This window comes from Coleofasciculus sp. LEGE 07092 (assembly GCF_015207375.1).
Classification (GTDB): domain Bacteria; phylum Cyanobacteriota; class Cyanobacteriia; order Cyanobacteriales; family Coleofasciculaceae; genus LEGE-07092.
In genome coordinates this window covers 1-23,246 of record NZ_JADEWY010000075.1, presented here as the reverse complement: position 1 = coordinate 23,246, position 23,246 = coordinate 1, and the positions used below count along the sequence as shown (strand labels likewise).

Genomic DNA, 23,246 nt, shown 5'->3' with positions numbered 1-23,246 from the left:
ACCAATGACTAACTATTCCCCAGACGGCTGTAGATAGAACGGATGAACCAAACTGCGGGAATCGTGAGCGTCTTTAGGGTGATATTCAATGATGATATCTACTCTAGCGCGAACTGGGTCTGGCTCTGTATACACCCCATCTAGAGTAATACGAGGTTCCCACATTTTTAAGGCTTCCTCGACATATAACCGAATCAGCAATAGGGTTTGGGTGTTCATCGGCGCAAAGGAAAGTTCAAACAGGCGCGATCCAAAATTGGGTCGGTACACCCGTTCGCCCAGTTTGGTGCCAAGAATAATGCCAATCGACTCTTCGATGTTCCGGATGTCGGAACTCAGTTGGGGGCTACCCTGTAAGTTCACCCGTAACGGGAATGTCAGTCCCATCCCTAGGTGAGGTCGATGCTGGTTATTGGTAATGTCTGCCATCTCTAGAGATTTGGTCGGCAGTATAGCCGTTACCTTACAAAAGTTTCAAAAATTAGAACTATTCGCCAAAAGTCAAGTCCATTAGCTTTACTCTTTCTTTTTCTGTTCCTCTTCGGCTTTTTTCTTGGCTTCTGAGGCAGCTTGACTAGCTTGAGCTTCCATCTGAGCTGTCATGGCGCTGGTATCTACAGATACACTAACTGCTGGTCCACTGCCAATTAAAACAGTAGGACAGCCCATACTAATTTTATTCGGTGGACCTAAGGCTTCTAAAACCGTGTTGCCCATGAAACAAGCAGGCAGTCCATTAATTAACACCGAGGTGCTACCGTCAATGACTACACCCGGTCCATGGGGAGGGATAGGCAGTGGTGTTGTGCAGATATGGATATCCACCGTAGCCCCAATGCCTCCAGCCGCTGCGCCCGCCGCCGCTCCAGCACTTGCCATACTTGAAATGAGACTACCCATTACTCCAGCCATCGTCGCTTTGGTTGCTTCCTCGGCTGCCTTAGCAACAGGAGCTCCTGGCGTACCAGCGGCGGCGGTGGAAGCTGCCACTGCTGTTTGAATGATGGCGTCAGAGGCTTTTTTGGCAGACTGGAGAACAGCGGCAGAAGCGGCAGGTACGCCTCTCCAAGCTGGTTTCCCGCCAATTAATACATTGAGGCTACCCGGTCCCGGTGTTAATGTAGGCGGGAGATGGGCTACAGGGTCAGCAACTCTAGCTGCGGGTTGTCCCATGACTTTGCTCCTTTTTGATCTTAATGGTTGATCTAATTCAGCTTGATTAATGAACCTTTAACGTTAACAATGCCTGGGGCTGTGATGTCGATTTGCCCAGCGTCTATAGTGAGTTTGGTTCCAGCTCTGATATTAATTTCTCCCGTTGTTTGTTTCATCGTAATTGTTGCTACACCACTTTTAATTTCAATCTTTTTTCCACCATCATCTAAGAGGACATAAAGACCTCCTTGACTTTTGACTTCTGCCTTTTTGTTTTTATCGTCTAAGCGTAGGTAATGACCATTTTTAGTTTTCGCTTCAATAAATTGCTCAGTATCATTCAGATATAAATGATGATCATATACCGTATCCAGATAAACTCCTTTTTTACTCCCTCCTTTATCCTCTTCTACAAACTGTAATGTATGACCCGTGCGAGTTTTCAACGTCCGGAGTCTCACCTTGCCATCCATGACGGTATTAGTCACGGGTTCGGGGGGTTTATCCTTACCATTCCAAACCCCACCAATCACATAAGGATGATGAATATCCCCATGTTCAAAGGCGACTAACACTTCATCATTAATTTCTGGCAAACAGTCCAAGCCTCGACTTGAACCTGCACCTGTTGCCACTACTCGTGCCCAGTAGCTAGCGTGTTCCTCCGTAAGGGTCGGAAATTTGACTCTGACTCGTCCCCATCCATTGGGGTCATTGTTATCCGTGACAATGCCGACTAACAGAGTTTGTCCAGGCTGGAAGGGAGCTTTGTGGGACAGGATGGGTGGTAAATTATCGCCCCGCAAGCCCCGCACGGTAAATTCTGTGGTGTAAACTCGTTCATTGAATAGATGACGAGTTTCGGTGACATAGTATTCACCACTGTACTTACCCAGATCTTTGAGTTTCACGACTCGCCCAGGTCGAACCTTAGGATTTCCCTGTGCTGTAGCATCAGCCTGGACAAATTCTCCTACTAACTCATTGCAGGCAGCTTGAGCCATGGTTTTGGCTTCTGGGGCATTGAAAACGGGCTGGTCTACCACTATCAGCTTCGGCGTAGGCGGTTTTCCTTTAAAGCTAGTACTGGTCTGAGAGCCTTTACCATAATCTGTAGTTGTAAATACCTGTCCGTTACTTGCTGTCTCTACAATGGGTTGCTTCTGGCTATAGTCCCACCCCCGTATCTCAACATCACTCATCTGTTCGGCACTGCTGACTCTCACCTGGAAACTGTGTACTTCTTTCAACCACTTCAGTTCCAAAGACTCATCAACGTTGGGTTTGCGGAAGTTTAGCTTGCCATCCTGAACAAATAGCTCAAAGCCATTTCGAGCTGCCCGTTCTCTCAAAAATTCTAAATTTGTCTGATTTTCTTGAAAAACGTAACCATTAGACCCATTGATATCCCCATATCCATAAGGTCCGCCTGTCTGATCAATCTTACCTGTGGGTATTCCGACTTCCCCAGCAATTTTATTAACAATATCAGTATCTGTCATGTTCTGGAAGGATCGATTGTAGTGTCCTCGCCAGAGACGATGGGAGATATCATAACCACGAATAATCATTGGTGCCTGGGAGTCGCTGGTGAAGTTACATTCCATTGCTGTAATTTCCCCTTGAATGACGTAACCCCGATCCTCCTCCTCAAATTCCTGGGCTTCTGTTGTGCTAGAACTGAAACCAATTTTAATCGATGTACCAATCTCGAATAAGCCGGCGTGCCGCCACATCAGGTCTTCTGTACGCCCTGGCGAGTAATCATTTTTGATGACTAATGTAAACATTCCTGGGAGATGGAGGCTTTCGTCTACAGCAATTTCCAGAATGTCGTCCAGTAAGGCTTTGGACGCTAACTGACCATCAATGTCTAAAATTGGCTCGGCTACATAGGTGACTGGGGGCATATCGACCTCTAAAGTGCAATAGGTGGGTAGGGGAGATTAAGTCATCATTACATCTTGTTGATTACAGCTAATGGCTGCCAATTTTTAGGTGCGATCGCTGAACAATACTCTATGTTGAAGCACCTCCATCTTGGGGTTGTCCAGGTATCTGTTGTACCGCTTGAGATACTGAACTAGGAGCTGGTTGTATTGTCCGTTGTAGCAGAGGTTGCTCCTGGTGTCGATGCGGGAGTCGGCGCACCAGAAACAGAAGTGGGTTTTAGAACTGCCTTGCGATTTTGCAAACTATCTTGTTGACGTTGTGTAGCGTTAGACTGAGGAGTCCCCATAGCAGGTTGAGAGATAGATTCATCGATTTCTTCTAAGGTCAGGTTGACTTTAGCTCGTACTGGCATACCATCGGGCAAAAATAAAATCAGGTTGTAACTAAGGTTAGTGATAAAGCAACGAATATACTTCTGAGACCCCCAGGTAAACACGTAAGTGGGTGGACGCTTTTCTTTGCCTTCCCCTGACTCAGCAAAATTAACGGCTTTTTCAAATTGCTGGATATGCTTGATGACATTTGTACCTTTTTCGTAAGTATCAAAGATAATGTCATTAATGCTAAGGGTAACGGGTTCTGGATAGGCGAAGTTGACTTTGGGAAGTCCTCTACCAGTTCGTGCTCCTCTATCTTTGGTCAAATTAATTTGCTGGGTGAATGCCAACTGGTTGGGGTTGAACATAAACTCGATGGTTCCCCCACCATCTGTAGAAATCAGTTGAGCTTTGACCAGTTGTGACATGATGAGAACCCTCTAATTGCGTTTTATGCTTTTATTCAAATGAAGCTTTATTCGATTACTCGCTACCCATAAGTTAAAAAGGTAGACTTGATAAAATACCTGTATTTTTTTTGAGTTTTTGTTAAATAATGTTAAGTTTGCTTGGGTTATTATCCACAAAACAATTTTACTTTTTGTAACTCCATTTAATCGCAAGCAGAACTTACGAACAAGAGGAATGATGACCACTGATTCTAGCATACCGATCACTCTCGACGCAGCGAAAACTATTGACTAGATGGCTAATTCGTTACAATCGGTAAAATTAGCACAATCAATCAGGAGTCAAACAAGCAAATCCCCTTTATTCTTTAACTTTAATTAAGATTTTTCAAAGTTTAATAAACGAACGGTAGATTTCTAGAAAGAGTTTCGACTAAAGTCTAATAAATAGCGGGAATAAGCCTGTCTAATCTATCTAAGTGGGCAAGATATGATGGGGTTGCACTTAACTGCTTTGGCTAAAGCTCCCCTTGGCTGACCCAGTATTTTTACTCATCCAGCCTAAATCTATACTGCTATGACATTGGGGAAAACAAGCAGATGCAACAAACTTCCCAAAAGACAGAGACGCTTACTAATCGTAATAATTCCCCCCTTTGGTTTGACGTATCGTTTGTAGTAACCTGTTGGGATTATACTGCTTTAGGTGAGCAATATCCGTTTTCAGAGGCATTGACACTGCTCCTGTGTCACCCCTTGCTACCAGAAGGACTACTCGCTCCTGCACTGCGCGGTTATGGGATGTTGCCGATCGAGGTTTCTACGAGTAGGCTGATAGACGCAGTAGCATTGTGGAATGCACTAGAGGTTCCCTTCCGTCCAGCTTTGTACGTGACAGTAACTGTTCCTTTCAGCCGACACAGAGAACCGCTTATGTCTCAGAAAATTTCACTGACCTCAACGGAGTAGGAGGCTTATAGATTGCCTTATAGATTGCCTTACTGTTTCCTATTTAAATACTAAATGGAGGAAGACTAAGCTATGCCACTGGATTATTTTGCACCGGGTGTCTACGTTGAAGAAGTAGACCGTGGCAGTCGCCCAATTGATGGTATCAGTATGAGTGTTGCTGGGTTTATTGGTTTCACCGAAGATGTACGCGGTGACGCCGAAGTATTTAAACCCATGCTGATTACCAATTGGGGTCAATACTTAGAGTATTTTGGCAAAGAGGGTTCGGATGGGTTCACTGACTTCAATGCCTACTTACCCTTTTCTGTTCAAGGCTGGTTTTTGAATGGCGGTGGTCGCTGTTGGGTGACTAGTATTGGAACTAAATTACCCGGTTCAGAGCCGCCGCCGGTAGAGCAAACTGGCACCAAGATTTTAACGTCGGGCAACCGTCCATCCTTGCAATTTACCCTCAAGCCAGCACAGTCAGAAGAAGGTGGCGCTTTAACACTGCCAAGTGCCGACGAGCCGCGCCTGCGGGTGGTGATTGAGGAAAGTACGCCGAAACCTCTGCCAGAAGATGCTCCCGAAGATGCCGAACCCCCTTACAACAGCGGCGAATTCTTTAACGTGGTTGTGGTTCGAGGTGAAGAGGTTCTCGACCGATACGACCACCTGACGATGAATCCGGAAGTGGATACCCAGGTGGCTGAGTATGTAGTTACGGCACTTGATAGCTCTGAATTTATCCAGATAGCTGACCTCTCTCAAAGCGGACAGCCTCTTTCACGGCGACCGATGCCAGGGATGTATGAAATTGCTCCGCCGCCCTACATTTCTGATCCAGAGCACTTTGCACGGGACTTGCAAGGACAACGGGATGACCGCACGGGGACTCAGGGGATTTTTGAAATTGATGAAGTCGCCATGATTGCTTGTCCTGACCTGATGAAGGTTTATCAGGAAGGTTTAATGAGCTTAGAGCAGGTTCATGGTGTCATGGAAATGATGCTGAGTATGTGCGAAAATTCCTTCCCAGGACCTGCTTACCGCATGGCAGTCCTCGACTCACCCCCTGTCAAGCCGAGCAAAGGCGATAACCCTGTTTCCCCAGAACAACAAAAGCCCCAGGATGTGGATGCCTGGTTGAAACAATTCAATCGCCGTTCTATGTTCGGAGCGCTTTACTATCCTTGGATTAAAGTAGCAAATCCCCGCAATGGTGGACGCCCGATTTATGTGCCGCCCTGCGGTCACATGATGGGAATTTGGTGTCGCACAGATGAGACACGGGGTGTGTTTAAAGCACCAGCTAATGAAACTCCGCGTGGCGTAATCGGTCTGGCGTATGACACCAATATGCGGGAGCAAGAACTGTTGAACCCGAAGGGTATCAACTGTATTCGTAACTTCGCTAATTACAACCGAGGCTATAAGGTTTGGGGCGCTCGTACCTTGGTGGAACCGGATAACGTGCAGTGGCGCTATATCAGTGTCCGCCGTTTACTGAGTTACATCGAGAAATCGATTGAAATTGGCACCCAGTGGGTGGTGTTTGAGCCAAACGATTATGTTTTATGGGCGCGGGTGCGCCGCACGGTTAGCAATTTCCTGGAACGGCTGTGGCGTGAAGGTGCCTTGTTCGGGGGGTCGCCGTCCGAATCGTTTTACGTCAAGTGCGATGCCGAACTCAACACCCATGAGACGATTATGCTCGGTCGCCTCTATGTAGAAGTCGGCGTCTGCCCAGTCCGTCCGGCTGAATTTGTAATCTTCCGCATTAGTCAGTGGGCACCAAACCAATAGGTTAAACTCATTTGTTGGGGCGGGGTAATCTCGCCCTGACCAAGCTGGGATAAATCATGGTCAGGATCTAGGTGTTAGAGAAGACTGTGATAGGGCTTCATTCAACTTATAGTTTGCCTAATACCTAACCGGATTGCTTCTTGACATTTTTTAAATGTTTTAGGTGGGAATTTATGCTATAACAGTGTTCTCTAAGCCTAGGAAGGTAGATCATCTGTTAATTGTTGTGTCAATTCGTTAAGTTCTACAAGCAACTGACCAAAAACAAAAGGTTGATTATAGACAACAAGGAGTTAAAAATATGGCTGACTTATTAAAACCACTTGCCCCTAGTAGTTTTGCTTTAGATATCGATGGTCTAGGCGAACTCGTGTTTAAAAGCGTTAAGATTGTACCCAACAAACCCAAAGTGTCGGGAGAATCAGCTCCTCTAGGCTCTGGTAAGGATGGGAAGTCGTACAGGCAGATTAACTCGGCTGGCTTTGAAGAAATCTCAACATTCGAGGCAGTATCCATTTCTAGTCCAAGTGCCACTAGTGCCAGTGTGGTGATGTGGAAATGGTTCCAAGACTGCCTTCCTCCTTCAGATGGAGGAAATGGAAAATGGAAAGACAGCAAAAAAACAGGCAGTATCTTTTGCTACGACCATGATGATGAACTGGTAGCCCAATGGGATATCAAAGAAGCTTGGCCCTCTAGTTACAGCCTTGCCGAATTATCGGTAGAAAGTAATAAGCCCCTCGAAGAAACTTGGACAATCACTTGTGAAAACATGACCCGCGTTATGTAGCAAGTTTACGCATTGATACCAGTAACCTCTAAAAAATAAACTAGGAGTTGACCCATGGCGGACATTGAATATAACCAGGATTCCATGTTTTACTTGGACATTGATCAAATCCCAGATTTGGTCATCCAGAAGTGTTCAGGTCTGAAAATTGAAATGAAAGCGGCGGCGGCTAGCGCAGCTATTGGCTGTATGAAGGATGGCAGGACTCAAACCCACGCGACTCCAGGGGGTGTCGAGTATGGTTCTGCCATTACCTTCCACTGTCCCGCCGGTAACGAAGGGTCTCAACAGAAAATAACAGATTGGTACAAAGAGTGCCATGCTACCTCGTTTTCTGGAGGAGCAAGCAAGTCGAGAGAAAAACGTTATACAGCAACGCTCTTTGTTTACGATGGGAATGGAAACGTTGGAGCCGAGTATGAGATCCAAGATCTTTTTCCTACCAATTTGACTCAGACCGATCAATTGGGAGTAGATAAGCCAGGTGAGATGGCTATGGATATAGTGGAGTGTGGATTCACCAAGCTGTTACGGAAAATTTAGTTAGGTAATTTTTGAATAACAAGTGCCAGCGAGTTTTCCAAGGAAACTGCCTAGGTGAGATTCTCGGCGATTGAAGTCACCAGGCAGTGTTTTTTCCAGTCACAATTACCTGAGTTGCCAAGGAGGTGAGTTATGGCAGAAGCAGAACTTCTCACACCAACTCGCTATTTTCTAGAACTGAGTCTTGATGGGAGTAACGATTCGGTAGATGCTCTTTTTAAAGAGTGTAGTGGCTTTAAAGCGACCCAGGATACGATTGAAGTGTGTGAGGTAACACCCCAGAAGTGGGGTAAAAATGGTAGCGCTCCCCACGGTCGAGTTGTTCGCACTAAAGTTCCCGGCAATATTACCTACACTAATCTAACTTTGAAACGAGGTCTGAATGTTTCAATGACCCTGTGGAACTGGCTCAATTCTGTCCAGGAAGGAGCGAATTGGGCTGAACAACGGCGAAATGGGGCTTTAATTCTTTATGACACCTCAGCCAAAGAAAAGTTTCGATTTGAATTCAAAGGCGCTTGGCCCGTTAGCTATACAATTTCTGATCTCAGTATTGAAGGGGAAGGATATGAAATTGAGGAAGTTGAAGTGGCAATTGAGGAATTAATACGAATTAAAGCTGGCTCATGATTCAAACGGAATTTGAGTTTGCCCTTCCCAAAGGCTATCTTGACGGGGATGGAAATATACACCGCAAAGGCGTGATGCGGTTGGCACGGGCAATTGATGAGATTGTGCCAATGCGTGACCCCCGCGTGAAATCTAATCCTGCTTATGCTACCGTGATTATCCTCTCGCGGGTGATTACTCGTTTGGGTGCTTTAGATGAAGTCACACCCACCGTAATAGAAAATCTCTTTGCCTGCGACCTCAATTATCTTCAGAAATTTTATCGCCAGATTAACGAGCTTGAACCCAATAATAATGGGATACAAGCCACTGTGCAGCAATCTCAAACTCTACCTGTACCCTCTGATTACCCTGAATGAAAGATAAAAAGACAGTAATAATGTCAAGGCTTTATTGTTATCGAGATTTCATAATTCATAATTCATAATTTTTTGATGGATTACACGGAGTTTGAATTTATTCTCCCGAAAGGCTTAGTCGATAGGAGTGGAGATATTCATCGCCAAGGCATGATGCGACTGGCTACGGGAAACGATGAAATCCTAGTTCAGAAAGATCCGCGCGTTAGAGCAGACCCTTATTATAGAATTTTAGTCAATTTATCACAAGTTATTACTCACCTCGGCACTCTATCCTCAGTTACCCCGCAACTGCTGGAGCAACTTTTCTTGATTGACTTGGTTTACTTGCAAGGTTTTTTAAATCACATTAATCAACAAAATGGGAGGCTTTCTCCCCAGGGGGAATTCTAGGCTACCCCTTGGAGCAACTGTACCAAGAGGTAGCCTTAATTGCCTTTTATTTCCACTGGTCGTTAGACGATATCCTGAACCTAGAACACGCAGAACGGCAGCGCTGGGTGGAAGAAATTGGTAAACTGACACGTTGACACCCATGCACGTCAGTCATCCGCGTCAACTAATGCACTCTGACTAATGACTTATAAAAACCTATGGCTAGCAAGGAATAAGGCAGCCATTGATAAGCGACTCCAATGGTTAAAAAATAAACCCGAAGGAAGTCTACTATTTCAACCCTCTGGTATCCACTTCGTTACAGTAGAAAAAAAGCAATCCCTCCTGCGGATGGCATTGATTGACCGAGAGGGTTTAACTTCAGATTTGGTACAGTCTCAACTCGATCTCAACAACCCCCTCAATTTAATTTCTCCTTATAGCCAAGCCATGCTATTAAGCTTAGTCTGGCAGAATGAACCTGAGCGAATTTACTTAGCTGGGTTTGGTGGTGGCAGAATTCCATTGGTGTTGCACCATTATTTTTCCGAAGCTTTTATTGAATGTACGGACATCGATCCAACCTTAATTGAAATTGCCACTCAGTTTTTTGGTGTGCAATTCGATGAGCGTCTGAAGCTAATAATCCAAGATGGACGGGAATATCTTGCCAGACAAGAACAAAACGTTCGTTACGATATAATTTTAACCGATGTTATTTTAGGCAATGGCTATACACCCTATCGCCTAGCAACGCGAGAATTTTATGAACTCTGCCAAACCCACCTATCAGACAACGGTGTAGTTGCTGTCGATTTGTTTCAAAGAGAGCCATTTTATGCCCACAAACTGAAAACCCTCCAAAGTGTATTTGACTGTATTTATTTATGTTCATTAGACGTCGGTAATGCGGTAGTCATTGCCACCAATGGCAGTCCGCTCGACAAATCCGAACTCATTGCCCGAACCCAAGCTCTGCAAGACTCTCATCAATTCGCTTTTCCTCTATTAGAAAAAGCGCTTCAGGTCAAACTAGGTGATGACTTGGCGGACTGTATACCCCATTTTGATCAGGCTCAAATTTTAACCGATACTTCTCCTCCAGTCGGTTATTTTGACAACCTGCCCTCATTCAACCCAATTTTTACCCAAGGTGTTAGCGATCGCCCCTGCCCCTGCGGATCGGGTAAGCTATTTCCAGACTGTCATGGACTTTAACTTCATAATTCATAATTCATAATTTATAATTCATAATTTGCTAGTATGAGCAACCATTTAGCCATTGCTACCGTAACGGCAACACTGCAACGAATCTTACAGTCATCCATACAGGCTGATGTTGAAGGCTCGCGGGTGACAACCGTTCGACCCAACGAAGTGGGAACTGCCACACCCCAAACGGGTATTAATATCTATCTTTACCAAGTCAATATCAATCACCTATGGCGTCAGCAGGCTGAAGTGCAAGCTCGCAGTCGCATGGCACACTCAGCAAAGAAATCGCGAACTGCTCTAGATTTGCATTATATGCTCAGTTTCTACGGCAATGAGCTTGAGTTAGAACCGCAACGGCTGATGGGTAGCGCGATGGGTACCCTCAACGACTGGCGCAGCTTGAAAAAAGAGGCAGTTCGGGACACCCTTGCTGATTCCAACTACACCTATTTGATAGAGTCTGACCTGGGCGATCAGATGGAAGAGCTAACCCTTTGGCCCCTCGATCTATCCTTAGAAGATTTATCCAAAGCCTGGTCTGTCTTCTTCCAAACCCCCTACCTTCTTTCCGTGGCATATCGGGCTAGGGTAGTCATGATTGAAGGAGAACAGCCAGCCAAGAAAGCCTTGCCTATACGCGCTCGTTCTTTGGATGGTTTGGTTCCTTTTCACAACCAGCCGAAAATTGATCGGATCATCTCCCAGGCTGGTCACTTAGAGCCGATTTTGGCAGATAGCATCCTCTTGATTCAAGGCAGGCATTTAAAAAACGATATCATCCAGGTGTGGATCGACGAGACACAACTCACACCCACCGAAGTCAGTGATACTCAAATTGTCTTACCCCTTTCCTCGTTACCCAAGGAAGCGCTACGAGCTGGGATGCAAAGCTTACAGGTGGTTCACCCCATCCCCAAATCTTTGGTATCTAGCGCCAATAACGGAGCTAGAGTCAATGGGGCAAGTTCTAACGGCAATCAAAGACAACCCTCCAGCGCAGAGCAAACTATCGTTGCTAACATTCAATCGAATGTCGCCCCTTTTGTAATACGTCCAACTATTACTAAAGTCAGTGTCTCAAAACGGCAGGTGAGTGAGGACGAAGATTTCCGACTTGCCGACGTGCGGGTGCGCTTGAACCTGCCGATTAGCAAGAAGCAGCGCGTGCTTTTAGCATTGAATGAACTGTCGGCAGACAATCCAAGCGCTTATCTGTTTGAGGCAGCACCACGCCGAACCGATGGTATTTGGGTTACTGTACCTATTAAAGGTGTGCAGCCAGGACGGTATTTGGTGCGCTTGCAGGTCGATGGTGCAGAAACTCAGCTCATCGTTGATACCGAACCTGACAGCCCAACGTTCAATCAGTATGTAGGTCCCAGGGTATCTATCAAATAACAAACTAGGAGTCAGAATTATGGATGAAGAAGAACGACTAAGGCAGCGCCTCAATCAAGAAATCGAATCCTTTAGCATCAACAAGTTGACCCAACTCGGCAATCAAGCCATTAGTTTAGGACTAATTATAGGTCATGGATATCATGGCGGTAAGTACGAGATTTTGCGTCAAGGGCAAGTTCTGCTTATGTCGCCAGAAAAAGCCCAGACTTACTTAGAAAACTTGATTAAAGAAATCGGGCATTGACTCAAATACCAGGAATTTCCGACAGTTTTCCTTCTAGTTCTTGAACGGAAAAGCCAGTCATTTCTTTCCATTCTTCAAGGGTGAAGTCATAGCCACGCTCTCGAGCCATCTCGACAAACGTTTCTACGTTAGGGGCAGATCTCAGTTCCTCTTTTAAAGAAGGATTAGTTTTGGCATCTCTGAAAAGTTTAGCAACGTGATCCTTTGCCATCTAAGTTAACTCCTACAGGATGAAATAATTCTACCCTAGCAAACTCATCGCTTTTTCTGGAGAGAATTCCCGCAAGTATTGTTAAATTTCCTGCGGAGTCCCTCGAATATCAACTAAACTAACACAATAACAGGATAGCAATTATAACATTCTTCAATGGGATGAGATAGTCCTTTTCCACAAAAGAGAAGGATTGGTTTTATTGTTTCTTTTCCCTTTCCCCTAATCTTGAACAGCTCAGTTGAAAACGGCTATTGCTCTATTTAAACAGCTTGGGAGAAGCTTGGGTCATGGCAAAAAAAGATAGACGAGGGTTCCTAGGACGATTAACTAAACAAGTTACCAGTGTAGAAGGCAGTCGCTTTTTTCATGGGATAAAAGCCTTCCAAGGTCGCTTGCGGACTGGAGTGGTGCGGTTCGTACCCGCTCGCCTCCTCTGGCTAGTCCCCTTTCTGCAAGAAGAACTTGACCTACGTCCCCCTAGTGTTGAGCAACTTAAGGAAAGAGTTTTTAGCCCACCTAGCAAACCAGCGTTACAAGATTTAGCTGAAGTTGAGGGCGGAGTCGCCGCAGGTATAGCCCTCCCCCAACGAGTTAAATCTCTCTACCCAGAGTACCGATGTGTGCAGGACAACCCCTTTGCCTGTGAATGGACTCAACAGACTCTACTAGAAGAACCTACCGCCAAATATTGTATCAAATGCGGTTTTCCTGCCCTACTGCCACCGGCAGCGAAGATTCGGGGCAATCGAGGCACCTATCAAGTGGAAGCCTTCTTAAAACATCGGGGTAGGGGTCGCCTGTACCAAGGGATACGACTGCCAGACCGCCAACCTGTTTTTATTAAAGAATACTTGTTACCCGAACGGATCTTTAACTTACAGGAAGCCCGTCAGCGCAAAGAAGCCTTTCTCAATCTGGCAGGTGTCACCTTAGCCGATGGTCGAGTTCAGGACGTTCGTCTGATTCCGGTGTGGGATGCGATCGCAGATGCCCGGCAAGAACGCTGCTACTTGGTCACGAAAGGTAATATAGACGCCTATCCTACCCTCGCCAGTTATATCGCAGAAACGGGAGCCATGACTAGCGCCCAAGTGCGAACCGTCCTCAACCAAGTCCTGCAAAGCCTGGAATTTCTGCACGATCAAAAATACCGACTGCGTTCGGGTTTAGTCCAAGAGGGACTAACCGACGGCAATCTCAGCCTCGATAGCCTGCTACTTGTCCCCAGTTTCCAGGGATTTTTCATCTACCTGTGCGACCTGATCCTGTGGGAAGGTCGATTTGACCCCCCGCTCGTGCAACGCCCCCTTTCCTCCCCTGCTAAAGATTTACAAGATTTAGGCTATACGGCTTTTTACCTTTTAGCAGGGGGTACTTACAACTCAACGAACGGTCAGTGGTTTAATCCCAGAGTCAAGGAACATTGGACTCCCATCCACCCAGCGTTTAAAGACTATATCCTATCGCTGATGGGTCTGGGTATGACCTCCTTTGAGAGCGCTGAAATTGCCCGTCGCGCCTTATTGAAACTGCCGCCAGAACCCGAAATCCAATGGCTGCCCCTAGAAGGAGTTCCGGAGGAAGACGAAACGAAGAAACGTCGTTTTCAGTTCCCCTGGTGGCTTTTGGGTGTTTTGGGATTGGTGTTACTGGGGATACTACTTTGGTGGCTTTTTGCCAGGAACGAACCCAGAGGTGCCGTGGTTGCTGATTCCTTACCTTGCTGTATTGAGCAGGTATCAGGTATTCCCCCTGGAAACTTTACCTACACAGCGGAACGATACGGTCCTTGGGATTACGTGCTGCAACGGGAAAATTTGATTGCCAAGGGAACGACGCTGGAAGCTGAAATCCTCGAACGTCAACCGAAGTTAGAGTTAATTTATAAACCGCAACCTTCGTGGACAGAGGCAATTGCAGACATTCGTTCGGAAGAGGCAGAATTTGCGATCGCTAGTCTTACGGAGCGCTTGAGCTTCAACCTCGCTCATGAAAACTTTGCTCATGACGGTTTGGTTGTCTTTGTGCCGTTTAGCTACGCTAGACGAGAGAATAGTCTACCTCAAGCCTTGAAAGGGAAAATTACCTTTGAGGCACTGCGACAACTCTATAGCGATCGCATTTCCAATTGGCAGGAATTGGGAGGTCCTAACCTACCCATTAAACTTTACATTCCCCCTAGCCAAGAAGCCATTGAAATCTTTGAGCAACGGGTTCTCAAAGATACTGCCAGCATCGAGACATTTAGAGACTTAATTAAACAAAGCAACCGACCCAGCAACCGCGTTTTCACCAGTCGTCCAACCATTACCCGCCTTCAAACCTTCGACACTCTTAGAGAAGTGATTCGGGATTTTGAGGACAGAGATATCGGTGCGATTGGCTTTGATTCTCTCAGTAAAATTTTGGGTCAGTGTTCGGTGTATCCTCTGGCTTTAGTCGAAGGAGATAAGCCGCCGATTACACCGCTGATTCTCAATAATAACTTACCTGTAACTCCGAGTACAGACTTGTGCAATGCTAAAGGCAGTTACGGTCCTAACGTTAAGGCATTCGTGACCCAAACTTATCCGTTGGCATATCCTCTGGCAGTGATTTATCCCAGAGATAACAGTCGTCCTATTATTGGGGAAAAGTTTGCTGAAATCCTCAAAACCCTTGAAGCGCAGCGCTTGTTGTATAAAAGTGGGTTAGTGCCTTTGCAACCGCTACCGTAGGAATAGGAGATGTTTGATAGTACACCTCCAGCAAGGGTCTGCTAGAGTCTCATGTTTTCTGCCGGAAAATGTCAATTTCTTCCCACTTCAGCGCTAATCCAGTTTGTTGAGATAGTTCGCAGCGTTCCAGATAAAGACGAGTGGCTAAATCGCCGTCATTCACTTGCAAAACCCGCTCGAAGTGTTGTTGTGCTGTCTGAAATTTCTCCTGGTAATAGAGCCAAACGCCCTGTTCAAAGTCGATTTTGGTTTGGGCTTTGAGTTCTTGAAGAAACTGAGGATCGCTGTCGTAAATTTCAAATACAGCCACAGGAGTCTGTTTTCCTCTTACCGTCACTCGGTCAAGAAATCGGCAGGTATACTTTTGGGGGTCATCAAGTTGAGATAATGTTTGCCCACTAATGATGATACCTGCTCCATAGAGTTTAGTTAACTGTTCCAAGCGACACGCTAGATTCACCGCATCGGATATCACGGTACTTTCCATCCGCTCCTCTTCCCCAATAATACCTAACATCAGATTACCCGTATGAATACCAATACCAATAGAAATAGGTAAATAGTTGCTATTTTTGTGGTACTCATTATGAACGGCTACCTGTTTTTGCATATCAATTGCAGCCGTGATAGCATCATCGGGAGTTTCTGGAAATAGAGCCATAACCGCATCCCCAATATATTTATCAATAAAGCCATTATGCTGGCGGACAACTGGACCCACTTGACGCAAGTAGGAATTGATAAAATCAAAATTTTCTTGGGGAGACATTGTTTCTGACAAGCTGGTAAAGGAGCGAATGTCGGCAAATAGAATAGACATTTTTGCTTGTACTGAGTCCCCGAGCTTGGCATCAACGATACTGTCTTTGTGCAGAAAGTGCAAAAATTGACGAGGAACAAATCGTGCTGAAGCTTGGACAATTTGCGCCAATTTTCGTCTACTTTCTTCTAACTTTGTCAGAGCGCGAAATGCTCTCAATGCTGTAATTAAGGCGGTAAATAGTTTGCGAGTCGTTAGTTCAGTTTTAGTCTTATAGTCATTAATATCGTAGTTAATAATTACCACATCTTCCGGGGCTTGTCCGGGCTGACCGGTGCGTAAAATAATCCGCACTATTAAATTATTCAAGACCTCCCGAATATATTTCACTACCTCCAGACCTGCATCATCGGTTTCCATGACCACATCGAGCAAAATTAGGGCAGTATCCGGGTGTTGTTCGATTAAGGCTTTGGCTTCTTCGCCGGAGTAAGCGCTGATAAAAGTTATGGATTTGTTCTCAAAAATAAAGTCATTCAGTACCAGTTTGGTGACCTTATGAATTTCGGCTTCATCATCCACCATTATAATTTTCCATGTATTTTTTGTGGATAGAGGTAATGGACTATTATCCGCAAAAATTAAATTATCTTTTTTGGTATTTGTAGAACTCAATTCTTCATTATCTTCTTCGCAAAGAAACAATTCTTCATCGTCTTCATCAGCAAATATTAATTCATCTTCATTTTCCTTATTTGGCTGATTTTGCGTCTCTTCTAACATTGTGATTTATGAGTTAATTTTGTTGTTTTATTAGTAAGATAGGTAAATTCTCCCTTAAAGGCTTTATCCAAAATATCTTTTGATTAAAGACTAGACAACCCTATTGAGCTGCCTACAAAGCCCCTATCAGGAGGGGTTTTCAGTTTCATCCTACCAACCCAGGTAGGATATCGCACCCTAGCAGGCAAGTGCCTGCACTACACAAGGAGAAAGGCGACTTGCTAAATTAACTGGGCAACTTAATAATAAACTTCGTACCCGCATCCACTTGACTTACACATTCAATCGTAGCATTGAGTTTTTGGGTAACGAGGTTGTAAACAATGTGTAAGCCCAAACCGCTTCCTCCCTGACCCCGTTTTGTGGTGAAGAAGGGCTCAAAGATTTTGCTTAAGTGTTCCTGAGGAATGCCTTTACCATCATCGGAATATATCAAGATAATCTGCTCACCCTCTTGTTTAAAGTCAAAAACCAGATGTCCAGCATCTTCGGGGGAGTAGGCATGGGTGAGGGAGTTCATGACAAGATTGGTGATAATTTGAGATAATGCGCCTGGGTAAGTGTTGAGTGCGATCGCCTTATCCCCTTTGATTTCTAACTGATGAGGAGTAGTTCTCAGTTTGGGTTGCAGGGAAATTAATACCTCAGATAGATACTGTTTGAGCTTAAATGTGCGTTGTTTTTCGCTGGACTGATCCACCGCTACCTGTTTAAAACTTTGGATTAAGTCAGCAGCACGATTGAGATTGCTCAAGATTATACTACTGCTCTGCATGGCGGTATCGAGAAACTTTTCGAGTTGAGAGCGTTTCATCTGTCCGCTTTTATACAACTCGAAAAATACTGTAGTTTTGTCGGCTAACAAAGAAGCAGCAGTGATGCCAATGCCAACTGGGGTATTGATTTCATGGGCAACACCAGCTACCAAACCGCCTAATGATGCCATTTTTTCTGATTCTACTAGTTTTGTTTGGGTGGCTTTCAAGTCGTCTAGAGCTTGAGACAGTTCTGTGGTGCGCTCTTCGACTAATTGCTCTAAGTTCTCGTTAAACTGCTGTAAGTTGGTGTAGAGTTGGGCATTTTCGATCGAAATAGCGACTTGAGAGGATAGGAGTTTGAGTAGTTCAACTCTATCTGGAGTAAAGGCGTCAGTGGTAAGATTGTTTTCTAGATAAAGGATACCGCTAAGTTTTGTGCGATCAAGCAGGGGGATGCACAGAATTGATTTGGGTTGTTTAGTTTTAATGTAACTATCCTGGGTAAATTGTCCAGTATGGACGGCATCATTTAAGACTACGTTTTCTTTAGTGCGGATGACATAGTGAACAATCCCAGGGGAGAGAAGGGACATTTGAGTAGATAGCTCTACAGAGTCTATGCCAATCGATTGCAGTATAGTCATCTGCTCTTCATCTACTGAACCTGATGCTTGAATTACCCAGTTTCCATTATTGTTTCCTGATTGAGACTGGGAGGATAAAATCAGGAAACCTGATTGTGCTCCTGCATTTTGGATGAGAATTTTCATCAAGGACGCTAGTAATTTATCCAGCACAATTTCACCGGAAATTGCTTGGGAGGCTTTCATAACGGTGGCTAAATCCAACGCTGATGCTGACTTACTGTCAGTTGTGGTACTGGTAGTTGTTTTGCGTGTATCTGTAATGCGAGTCACCGGCGATGATTTAGCCAGGAGCTGGGGGTATTTAACTTCTAAATCCTTGATTTTAGCTGTAGCTCCCCAGCGCATATAGCCGTAGTGTGCCTCTTTCATATAGGTTTGGGCAATCTTTCGTCTGCCACGAGCTAGATAAAACTTGGCAGCTAACTCATAAGCTAATGCTTCTTCTTGGATATATTGGTTTTCCCTAGCTCCAGTAATAGCTTGTTCATAAAATTCTTCCGCTTCAATTACTTGATCCAAGACTCGCGCTTTCTCTGCCTCGACTAAATAAAATTTATGCAAGTGGTTCATGGGGGCATGATGCGCCCATTTTTGCATCTTTTCTTGGTTGGTATTAATCCGATTAAGCAAAACCTCTTTTTCTAACTTTGAAGCATCAGCAAACACAACTAAATGCGCCAAAGAATCATAGAAATGGAATAGAGGTACAACTACCATTGCTGTCACACCATCTAAATACTGTTCTGCTAGAACAGCATTTTGTCTGGCTTGCTCATCCTCACCAAACAGATAAGATAAGATAAGTTTATTTAGATAAAGTAAGTGAATTCCTAATCGGTCATTTGCTTGAATAGCGAGGGGTAGCCATTGCTCCTCATTATAGGCATCACCGATTAAATGGCTAGGATTTTCAGACAGGCTCAGTAAGTTAAGGACTGCCTGCCGAAATATTGCAACCCAATTCAAAGGGTTTTCTCGTCTAATTTGACGGATGGCGTTACCATAAGTCGCCATCTTTTGTTCTAGCTCTGTCAGTTCGTGACCGATAAAATATGAATGATCGCAGACAAAAAATGCACAATAACCAGCAAATTCAAATTCTCCGGTTTCCACTCCACTTCGATAGCCCTCACTTACAATTGGTAGTGTTTCCCGGAAATGTTCTTTCCAATGGATGACGTGAGCACCCAATACCTCTAATGCTCTCGCTTTACCCCTCTTGGGATTTAACTGTTCTACTAAAGTTAAACTTAATTTGCCAAATTTATAACCTAACTCAATGTCTTGAACAACTCCACACAGAATTAATCCCTGACAAGCATAACTAAATGCCGACCAGGTGGAATGACCATATTTAATAGATAAATTAACCATTGATAACACAATCAGCAACATAAGTTCAGGGGCAGCTATATAGGCGGCAGCACTTATACTCGATAGGATATAGATAGCTGCCTGCGGTTCGGCTTCGGTCATGTCTGGCAGGTTAATTAATTCCTCAATTTCTTGCCCAGCATAGAGTAAAGCTGTTTGCTCAAATCCTTTTTGAATATCCAATGGGCTTGGCTGTTCGGGTAATATCACTCCTAACAGCTTCAGCGCTTGCAGTCCAATCTTAATCGCCTCTTTAAAGTTGCCCTGTGATCCAGCCGCTTGAATTTTGACATCATAAATTTTTACTTTTTCTAGCACAGTTTTGGCATGGTTGAGCACGTTTTTTGCCAATTGTTCCATTGTTGCAAAATCGCCGTTGAGATATGCAGATTCTGCGGCTTCTTTATGTAGTGCTAAAGTTAAGTCATACTGACTCTGCCAACTGTCTGCACTTAGCAGTTTTAGTCCAGTCTTCAAATAGTTAGTGGCTGCTGAATACGCCGTTGCCAATTTTGCTTTTTGACCTGCCATCAAATTCAGTTTAGCAACTTTATGCCGTTCTTCTTCTGGCTTGACAAGTTCAACACCAAGATTAAAATGATCGATTATTTTAAATATTTCATCTGATAACGCATCTGGTGCGGTATTCTGCAACAACAAGTGACCTATTTGTAAGTGAACTGTTTGTTTTTGTGCTTCATCAATCAAGGTATAAGCTGCTTGTTGTACCCGGTCATGGAGAAATTTATAATCTTGAATTAAAAATTCTTCATCAAATTCAGAAGTGGGTATAATTAAGCCTGAAGGAACTACCGAAATTAATTGTTTTGAAATTTCTTCCGATGATTTTTCACTAATAATACAAAGGGTTTTTAAATCAAAATTAGCACCCACACAAGCTGCCAATTGTAAAATATCCTGAGTTGGTTTTGGCAATTTTTTAACCTTGCGAATCATCAATTCAACAACATTATCCGTGATGTCTTTAGCTTCAATTTGGGTAATATCCCATTGCCAGACACCTCCCCTAACTCCCCCTTGCCAAGGAGGGGAATAGAGTAATTTGTCTTTTAAGCCCCCCTTACTAAGGGAGGTTGGGGGGATAAACGTAAGTAAATTTTCTGCGTACAAAGTTTTTAAAAATTCATTAATAAAGAAAGGATTACCCTCAGTTTTCCTTATCACTAGTTCTGCAAAGGGTTTTACTGATTCAATGTCACTATGAAATGTATCAGCAATCAACTGGCTAATCGGTTCTAAGGCTAAGGGAGATAAGGTAATAAAATTGATAGTTGTCTCTTTTTTTTGTAACTCATGAATAGTCATCATTAAAGGATGAGATACGCTGACTTCGTTATCCCGATACGCCCCAATTAAAAATAAATACTGGGTATCAGTATCAGTCATCATCAGTTCTATTAACCTAAGACTGGCGGAATCTGCCCACTGCAAATCATCCAGAAAAATGACCAAGGGATGCTCTTTTGTACAAAATGCCCGGATGAATTTTTTAAAAACGAGGTTGAAGCGATTTTGTGACTCTTGGGCTCCCAACTCTGGTACGGTAGGCTGTTTGCCGACAATCAGTTCTACTTCCGAAATCACATCAATAATTACCTGAATGTTGGCACCCAATGCCGTTAAGAGTTTTTCTCTCCATTGATTGAGTTGTGCTTCACTTTCTGTTAAGAGTTGCCGCATCAATTCTTTAAATGCAGATACTACGGCAGAATAAGGAATATTGCGCTGGAATTGGTCAAATTTACCGGAAATAAAATAGCCGCGTTTTTCGGTGATGGGTTTATGAACTTCTTGCACCAGTGCTGATTTGCCAATGCCGGAATACCCTGCAACGAGCATCATCTCGACTTTGGCAGCAGATTTTGTAGCAGATAGCTTATTTTTGGAACCTACAGATAAATTATCCGTTAGATCCGTTACCACATCTGTGGCGACTCGTTCAAATGCTGTCAGTAGGGTTTCAACTTCTTTCTCTCTACCATAGAGTTTTTGAGGGATTTGGAATTTATCAGAAATATCCCTTGCAGCAATGCGAAACTCTAATATTTTTCCATCAGACTCTAACTGAGTTAGACATAATTCCAAATCTGCTTTAATCCCAAAAGCACTTTGGTATCGATCCTCTGCCGTTTTCGCCATCAGTTTCATCACAATATCAGAAACCACTTGGGGAATCTCTGAATTAACCTCATGGGGTGATATCGGTACTTTAGCAATATGACAATGCACCAACTCCAATGCATCATCAGTCTCAAAGGGTAACTTGCCGGTGAGTAGTTCGTAGAAGGTGACACCAAGGGAGTAAAAGTCTGTGCGATAATCCAAGGAACGATTCATCCGCCCTGTTTGCTCTGGCGATATATAGGCTAATGTCCCTTCTAAAACATTGGGATTTTTTAGGGTAGGATTTTCGCGGCTTAATTGGGTGGAAATGCCAAAGTCGATGATTTTGACTTGTCCGGTTTCTGGGTTATAAACAATATTGGATAGGTTAATATCTTTGTGAATAATATTGGCAGTGTGAATAGTGCCCAAAATCTCAGCCGTCTTGATGGCGATGGGGAGAAATTCTGGTAGGGGCAAGGTATGCTTTGTTGCCACAAGGTGATTCATTAATTGCTTTAAAGATAATGCGCCAAAATCCTCCAAAATAATGACTAAACTTCTCTGATAAGGTTCTAATCCATACGCTTTCACCACGCCATCTAAATTCAGGTTACGGGTAATTTGATATTCTTGCTTGTATCGGGTAAGTTCCTTGGGTGTGGGATAGTCTTCTTTAAGTACCTTGAGAATTACTGCTTTGTTATCCTGTTTTCGGATGGCTCTATGGACAACAGAATTGGCACTTTCGTAGATTTGGGTCAGAATCTGGTATCCGGAAAGGGTAATCATAGTAAAATTTGACGAAAGAAGGGCTTGACTTCCGTATTGAACTAGAAAGTTTTATTGAATTATAATGCCGATTAATTATTATAATTGAGGATAATCTTATAGTTGTATGAGTAATACCAAGTAATACCTGTAATACAATGGCGACGGTTAGTTAAATTAGGTTTATCCCAATGCCAGTAACCATGCCGAACGACTACAGTCGCGCCTATACAAATGAAGCGCACCTGCACAGACTGTAGTTTTATATAACTTCTATTTAAAGTTCAAAAGCCAGAATCGTTTAGGTTTTACCTTTGATGCCTGATTCCTACCTCTAACCTGTAACACCTACAACCTCAGCAGGACCTACTAGTGACACATAAGGTTCACTGAAATAGCGGTTAGCAACAGCTTGTGCCATATCAGGAGTTACTGCTGCCACATCTTGCTGAAACTGGTTGTCAAACTCAATCCCTAATCCGAGAGTCTCATACCAGCCATAAATCTGGGAAAGCTGGGCATTCGTCTGTTTGCCGAGTGCGTACTGACCGAGTAGTTTATTTTTAGCCGTTTGCAGTTCCTGGGTAGTTAGGGTTGTCGTGCCAAGGCGTTCTACTTCTCCCCGCAAACCTGCGATCGCAATCGCCGTATTTTCCGGTGCCGTACCCATATAGACAGCGAAGGTAGATGCTGACTGACGGGTGGGATAAAATGCCGAAACGTCGTATGCCAAGCCCCGTTTCTCCCGCAGTTCAACGAACAAGCGGCTGGAAAGACCATTCCCTAGGTAAGTATTGAGCAGCTTTAAAGTCGCGTAGTCCTCACTCTTTACGGCTGACGCTAAGTAACCCAACATCACGATCGATTGCTGCGTTTCCTGGGGTGTGACAACCTGACAAGGGTGGGGGGTAAGTGAAGGGAGTACAGGGGCTGTCTCTTATACACAGCT

The 23,246-nt window shown here is 44.2% G+C and carries 19 protein-coding genes and 1 pseudogene; 12 read left to right on the top strand and 8 right to left on the bottom strand.

Annotation, left to right across the window (positions count from 1 at the left end; genetic code table 11):
* Window positions 1-12 precede the first annotated feature (12 nt).
* The 4 genes from IQ257_RS17960 to IQ257_RS17945 all read right to left on the bottom strand — a co-directional run bounded on the left by IQ257_RS17960 (window position 13) and on the right by IQ257_RS17945 (window position 3,853).
* Entirely contained in the window at window positions 13-429 is a 417-nt protein-coding gene (locus IQ257_RS17960) for a GPW/gp25 family protein (protein ID WP_193874934.1), read from the bottom strand.
* A gap of 87 nt (window positions 430-516) precedes the next feature.
* Complete coding sequence (locus IQ257_RS17955; protein ID WP_193874936.1) at window positions 517-1,173, bottom strand: PAAR domain-containing protein; 657 nt, start codon at window positions 1,171-1,173, stop codon at window positions 517-519.
* Between the two features lie 32 nt (window positions 1,174-1,205).
* On the bottom strand, window positions 1,206-3,065 hold the full coding sequence (locus IQ257_RS17950; protein ID WP_193874938.1) for a VgrG-related protein: 1,860 nt from the start codon (window positions 3,063-3,065) through the stop codon (window positions 1,206-1,208).
* A gap of 173 nt (window positions 3,066-3,238) precedes the next feature.
* Entirely contained in the window at window positions 3,239-3,853 is a 615-nt protein-coding gene (locus IQ257_RS17945; RefSeq protein WP_193874940.1) for a hypothetical protein, read from the bottom strand.
* Between the two features lie 516 nt (window positions 3,854-4,369).
* Here IQ257_RS17945 and IQ257_RS17940 point away from each other — a divergent pair.
* The 11 genes from IQ257_RS17940 to IQ257_RS17895 all read left to right on the top strand — a co-directional run bounded on the left by IQ257_RS17940 (window position 4,370) and on the right by IQ257_RS17895 (window position 12,149).
* A complete protein-coding gene (locus tag IQ257_RS17940; RefSeq protein ID WP_228060801.1) occupies window positions 4,370-4,804 on the top strand; it encodes a Pvc16 family protein in 435 nt (144 codons plus the stop codon).
* Between the two features lie 72 nt (window positions 4,805-4,876).
* On the top strand, window positions 4,877-6,592 hold the full coding sequence (locus IQ257_RS17935; RefSeq protein ID WP_193874942.1) for a phage tail sheath family protein: 1,716 nt from the start codon (window positions 4,877-4,879) through the stop codon (window positions 6,590-6,592).
* Between the two features lie 301 nt (window positions 6,593-6,893).
* A complete protein-coding gene (locus IQ257_RS17930) occupies window positions 6,894-7,382 on the top strand; it encodes a phage tail protein (RefSeq protein ID WP_193874944.1) in 489 nt (162 codons plus the stop codon).
* Window positions 7,383-7,436: 54 nt separating this feature from the next.
* Complete coding sequence (locus IQ257_RS17925; RefSeq protein WP_193874946.1) at window positions 7,437-7,925, top strand: phage tail protein; 489 nt, start codon at window positions 7,437-7,439, stop codon at window positions 7,923-7,925.
* A gap of 132 nt (window positions 7,926-8,057) precedes the next feature.
* A complete protein-coding gene (locus IQ257_RS17920; RefSeq protein WP_193874948.1) occupies window positions 8,058-8,555 on the top strand; it encodes a phage tail protein in 498 nt (165 codons plus the stop codon).
* The gene (locus tag IQ257_RS17915; protein ID WP_193874950.1) at window positions 8,552-8,914 is read left to right on the top strand and encodes a hypothetical protein; all 363 of its coding nucleotides are present in this window, start codon (window positions 8,552-8,554) and stop codon (window positions 8,912-8,914) included. Before IQ257_RS17920 ends, IQ257_RS17915 begins: the two co-directional genes overlap by 4 nt.
* Before the next feature lie 75 nt (window positions 8,915-8,989).
* Window positions 8,990-9,307 carry a hypothetical protein gene (locus tag IQ257_RS17910; RefSeq protein WP_193874952.1) on the top strand — a complete coding sequence of 106 codons (318 nt, stop codon included), beginning with the start codon at window positions 8,990-8,992 and terminating at the stop codon, window positions 9,305-9,307.
* 8 nt (window positions 9,308-9,315) lie between these two features.
* Window positions 9,316-9,444: a DUF6760 family protein gene (locus IQ257_RS30830; protein WP_265584496.1), complete on the top strand. Its 129-nt coding sequence runs from the start codon at window positions 9,316-9,318 to the stop codon at window positions 9,442-9,444.
* Window positions 9,445-9,490: 46 nt separating this feature from the next.
* The gene (locus IQ257_RS17905; protein ID WP_193874954.1) at window positions 9,491-10,507 is read left to right on the top strand and encodes a fused MFS/spermidine synthase; all 1,017 of its coding nucleotides are present in this window, start codon (window positions 9,491-9,493) and stop codon (window positions 10,505-10,507) included.
* A 45-nt stretch (window positions 10,508-10,552) separates the two neighbouring features.
* A complete protein-coding gene (locus IQ257_RS17900; protein WP_193874956.1) occupies window positions 10,553-11,902 on the top strand; it encodes a Pvc16 family protein in 1,350 nt (449 codons plus the stop codon).
* Between the two features lie 19 nt (window positions 11,903-11,921).
* On the top strand, window positions 11,922-12,149 hold the full coding sequence (locus IQ257_RS17895; RefSeq protein ID WP_193874958.1) for a hypothetical protein: 228 nt from the start codon (window positions 11,922-11,924) through the stop codon (window positions 12,147-12,149).
* Window position 12,150: 1 nt separating this feature from the next.
* On the opposite strand, the gene IQ257_RS17890 is transcribed toward IQ257_RS17895, so the two are convergent.
* Window positions 12,151-12,360, bottom strand: coding sequence for a Nif11-like leader peptide family natural product precursor (locus IQ257_RS17890; RefSeq protein ID WP_193874960.1), 210 nt, complete (start codon window positions 12,358-12,360; stop codon window positions 12,151-12,153).
* 290 nt (window positions 12,361-12,650) lie between these two features.
* Here IQ257_RS17890 and IQ257_RS17885 point away from each other — a divergent pair, with 290 nt between their 5' ends.
* On the top strand, window positions 12,651-15,080 hold the full coding sequence (locus IQ257_RS17885) for a substrate-binding domain-containing protein (protein ID WP_193874962.1): 2,430 nt from the start codon (window positions 12,651-12,653) through the stop codon (window positions 15,078-15,080).
* A 49-nt stretch (window positions 15,081-15,129) separates the two neighbouring features.
* Here the strand turns inward: IQ257_RS17885 and IQ257_RS17880 are convergent, their stop codons facing one another.
* From IQ257_RS17880 to IQ257_RS17870, 3 genes and pseudogenes are all read right to left on the bottom strand, one after another.
* Window positions 15,130-16,623 (bottom strand): adenylate/guanylate cyclase domain-containing protein, encoded by a 1,494-nt coding sequence (locus IQ257_RS17880; protein WP_193874964.1) that lies wholly within the window; start codon window positions 16,621-16,623, stop codon window positions 15,130-15,132.
* A gap of 226 nt (window positions 16,624-16,849) precedes the next feature.
* Complete coding sequence (locus IQ257_RS17875; RefSeq protein WP_193874966.1) at window positions 16,850-22,318, bottom strand: ATP-binding sensor histidine kinase; 5,469 nt, start codon at window positions 22,316-22,318, stop codon at window positions 16,850-16,852.
* Window positions 22,319-22,631: 313 nt separating this feature from the next.
* Window positions 22,632-23,219 (bottom strand): annotated as a pseudogene (locus IQ257_RS17870) (M16 family metallopeptidase); the annotation flags it as partial.
* Window positions 23,220-23,246 lie beyond the last annotated feature (27 nt).

Coding starts and splice junctions, on each gene's coding strand:
- IQ257_RS17880 (WP_193874964.1), bottom strand. CDS start 16,623: ATGTTAGAAGAGACGCAAAATCAGCCAAATAAGGAAAATGAAGATGAA.
- IQ257_RS17935 (WP_193874942.1), top strand. CDS start 4,877: ATGCCACTGGATTATTTTGCACCGGGTGTCTACGTTGAAGAAGTAGAC.
- IQ257_RS17890 (WP_193874960.1), bottom strand. CDS start 12,360: ATGGCAAAGGATCACGTTGCTAAACTTTTCAGAGATGCCAAAACTAAT.
- IQ257_RS17930 (WP_193874944.1), top strand. CDS start 6,894: ATGGCTGACTTATTAAAACCACTTGCCCCTAGTAGTTTTGCTTTAGAT.
- IQ257_RS17955 (WP_193874936.1), bottom strand. CDS start 1,173: ATGGGACAACCCGCAGCTAGAGTTGCTGACCCTGTAGCCCATCTCCCG.
- IQ257_RS17945 (WP_193874940.1), bottom strand. CDS start 3,853: ATGTCACAACTGGTCAAAGCTCAACTGATTTCTACAGATGGTGGGGGA.
- IQ257_RS17960 (WP_193874934.1), bottom strand. CDS start 429: ATGGCAGACATTACCAATAACCAGCATCGACCTCACCTAGGGATGGGA.
- IQ257_RS17885 (WP_193874962.1), top strand. CDS start 12,651: ATGGCAAAAAAAGATAGACGAGGGTTCCTAGGACGATTAACTAAACAA.
- IQ257_RS17915 (WP_193874950.1), top strand. CDS start 8,552: ATGATTCAAACGGAATTTGAGTTTGCCCTTCCCAAAGGCTATCTTGAC.
- IQ257_RS17925 (WP_193874946.1), top strand. CDS start 7,437: ATGGCGGACATTGAATATAACCAGGATTCCATGTTTTACTTGGACATT.
- IQ257_RS17895 (WP_193874958.1), top strand. CDS start 11,922: ATGGATGAAGAAGAACGACTAAGGCAGCGCCTCAATCAAGAAATCGAA.
- IQ257_RS17950 (WP_193874938.1), bottom strand. CDS start 3,065: ATGCCCCCAGTCACCTATGTAGCCGAGCCAATTTTAGACATTGATGGT.
- IQ257_RS17920 (WP_193874948.1), top strand. CDS start 8,058: ATGGCAGAAGCAGAACTTCTCACACCAACTCGCTATTTTCTAGAACTG.
- IQ257_RS17875 (WP_193874966.1), bottom strand. CDS start 22,318: ATGATTACCCTTTCCGGATACCAGATTCTGACCCAAATCTACGAAAGT.
- IQ257_RS17910 (WP_193874952.1), top strand. CDS start 8,990: ATGGATTACACGGAGTTTGAATTTATTCTCCCGAAAGGCTTAGTCGAT.
- IQ257_RS17905 (WP_193874954.1), top strand. CDS start 9,491: ATGACTTATAAAAACCTATGGCTAGCAAGGAATAAGGCAGCCATTGAT.
- IQ257_RS17900 (WP_193874956.1), top strand. CDS start 10,553: ATGAGCAACCATTTAGCCATTGCTACCGTAACGGCAACACTGCAACGA.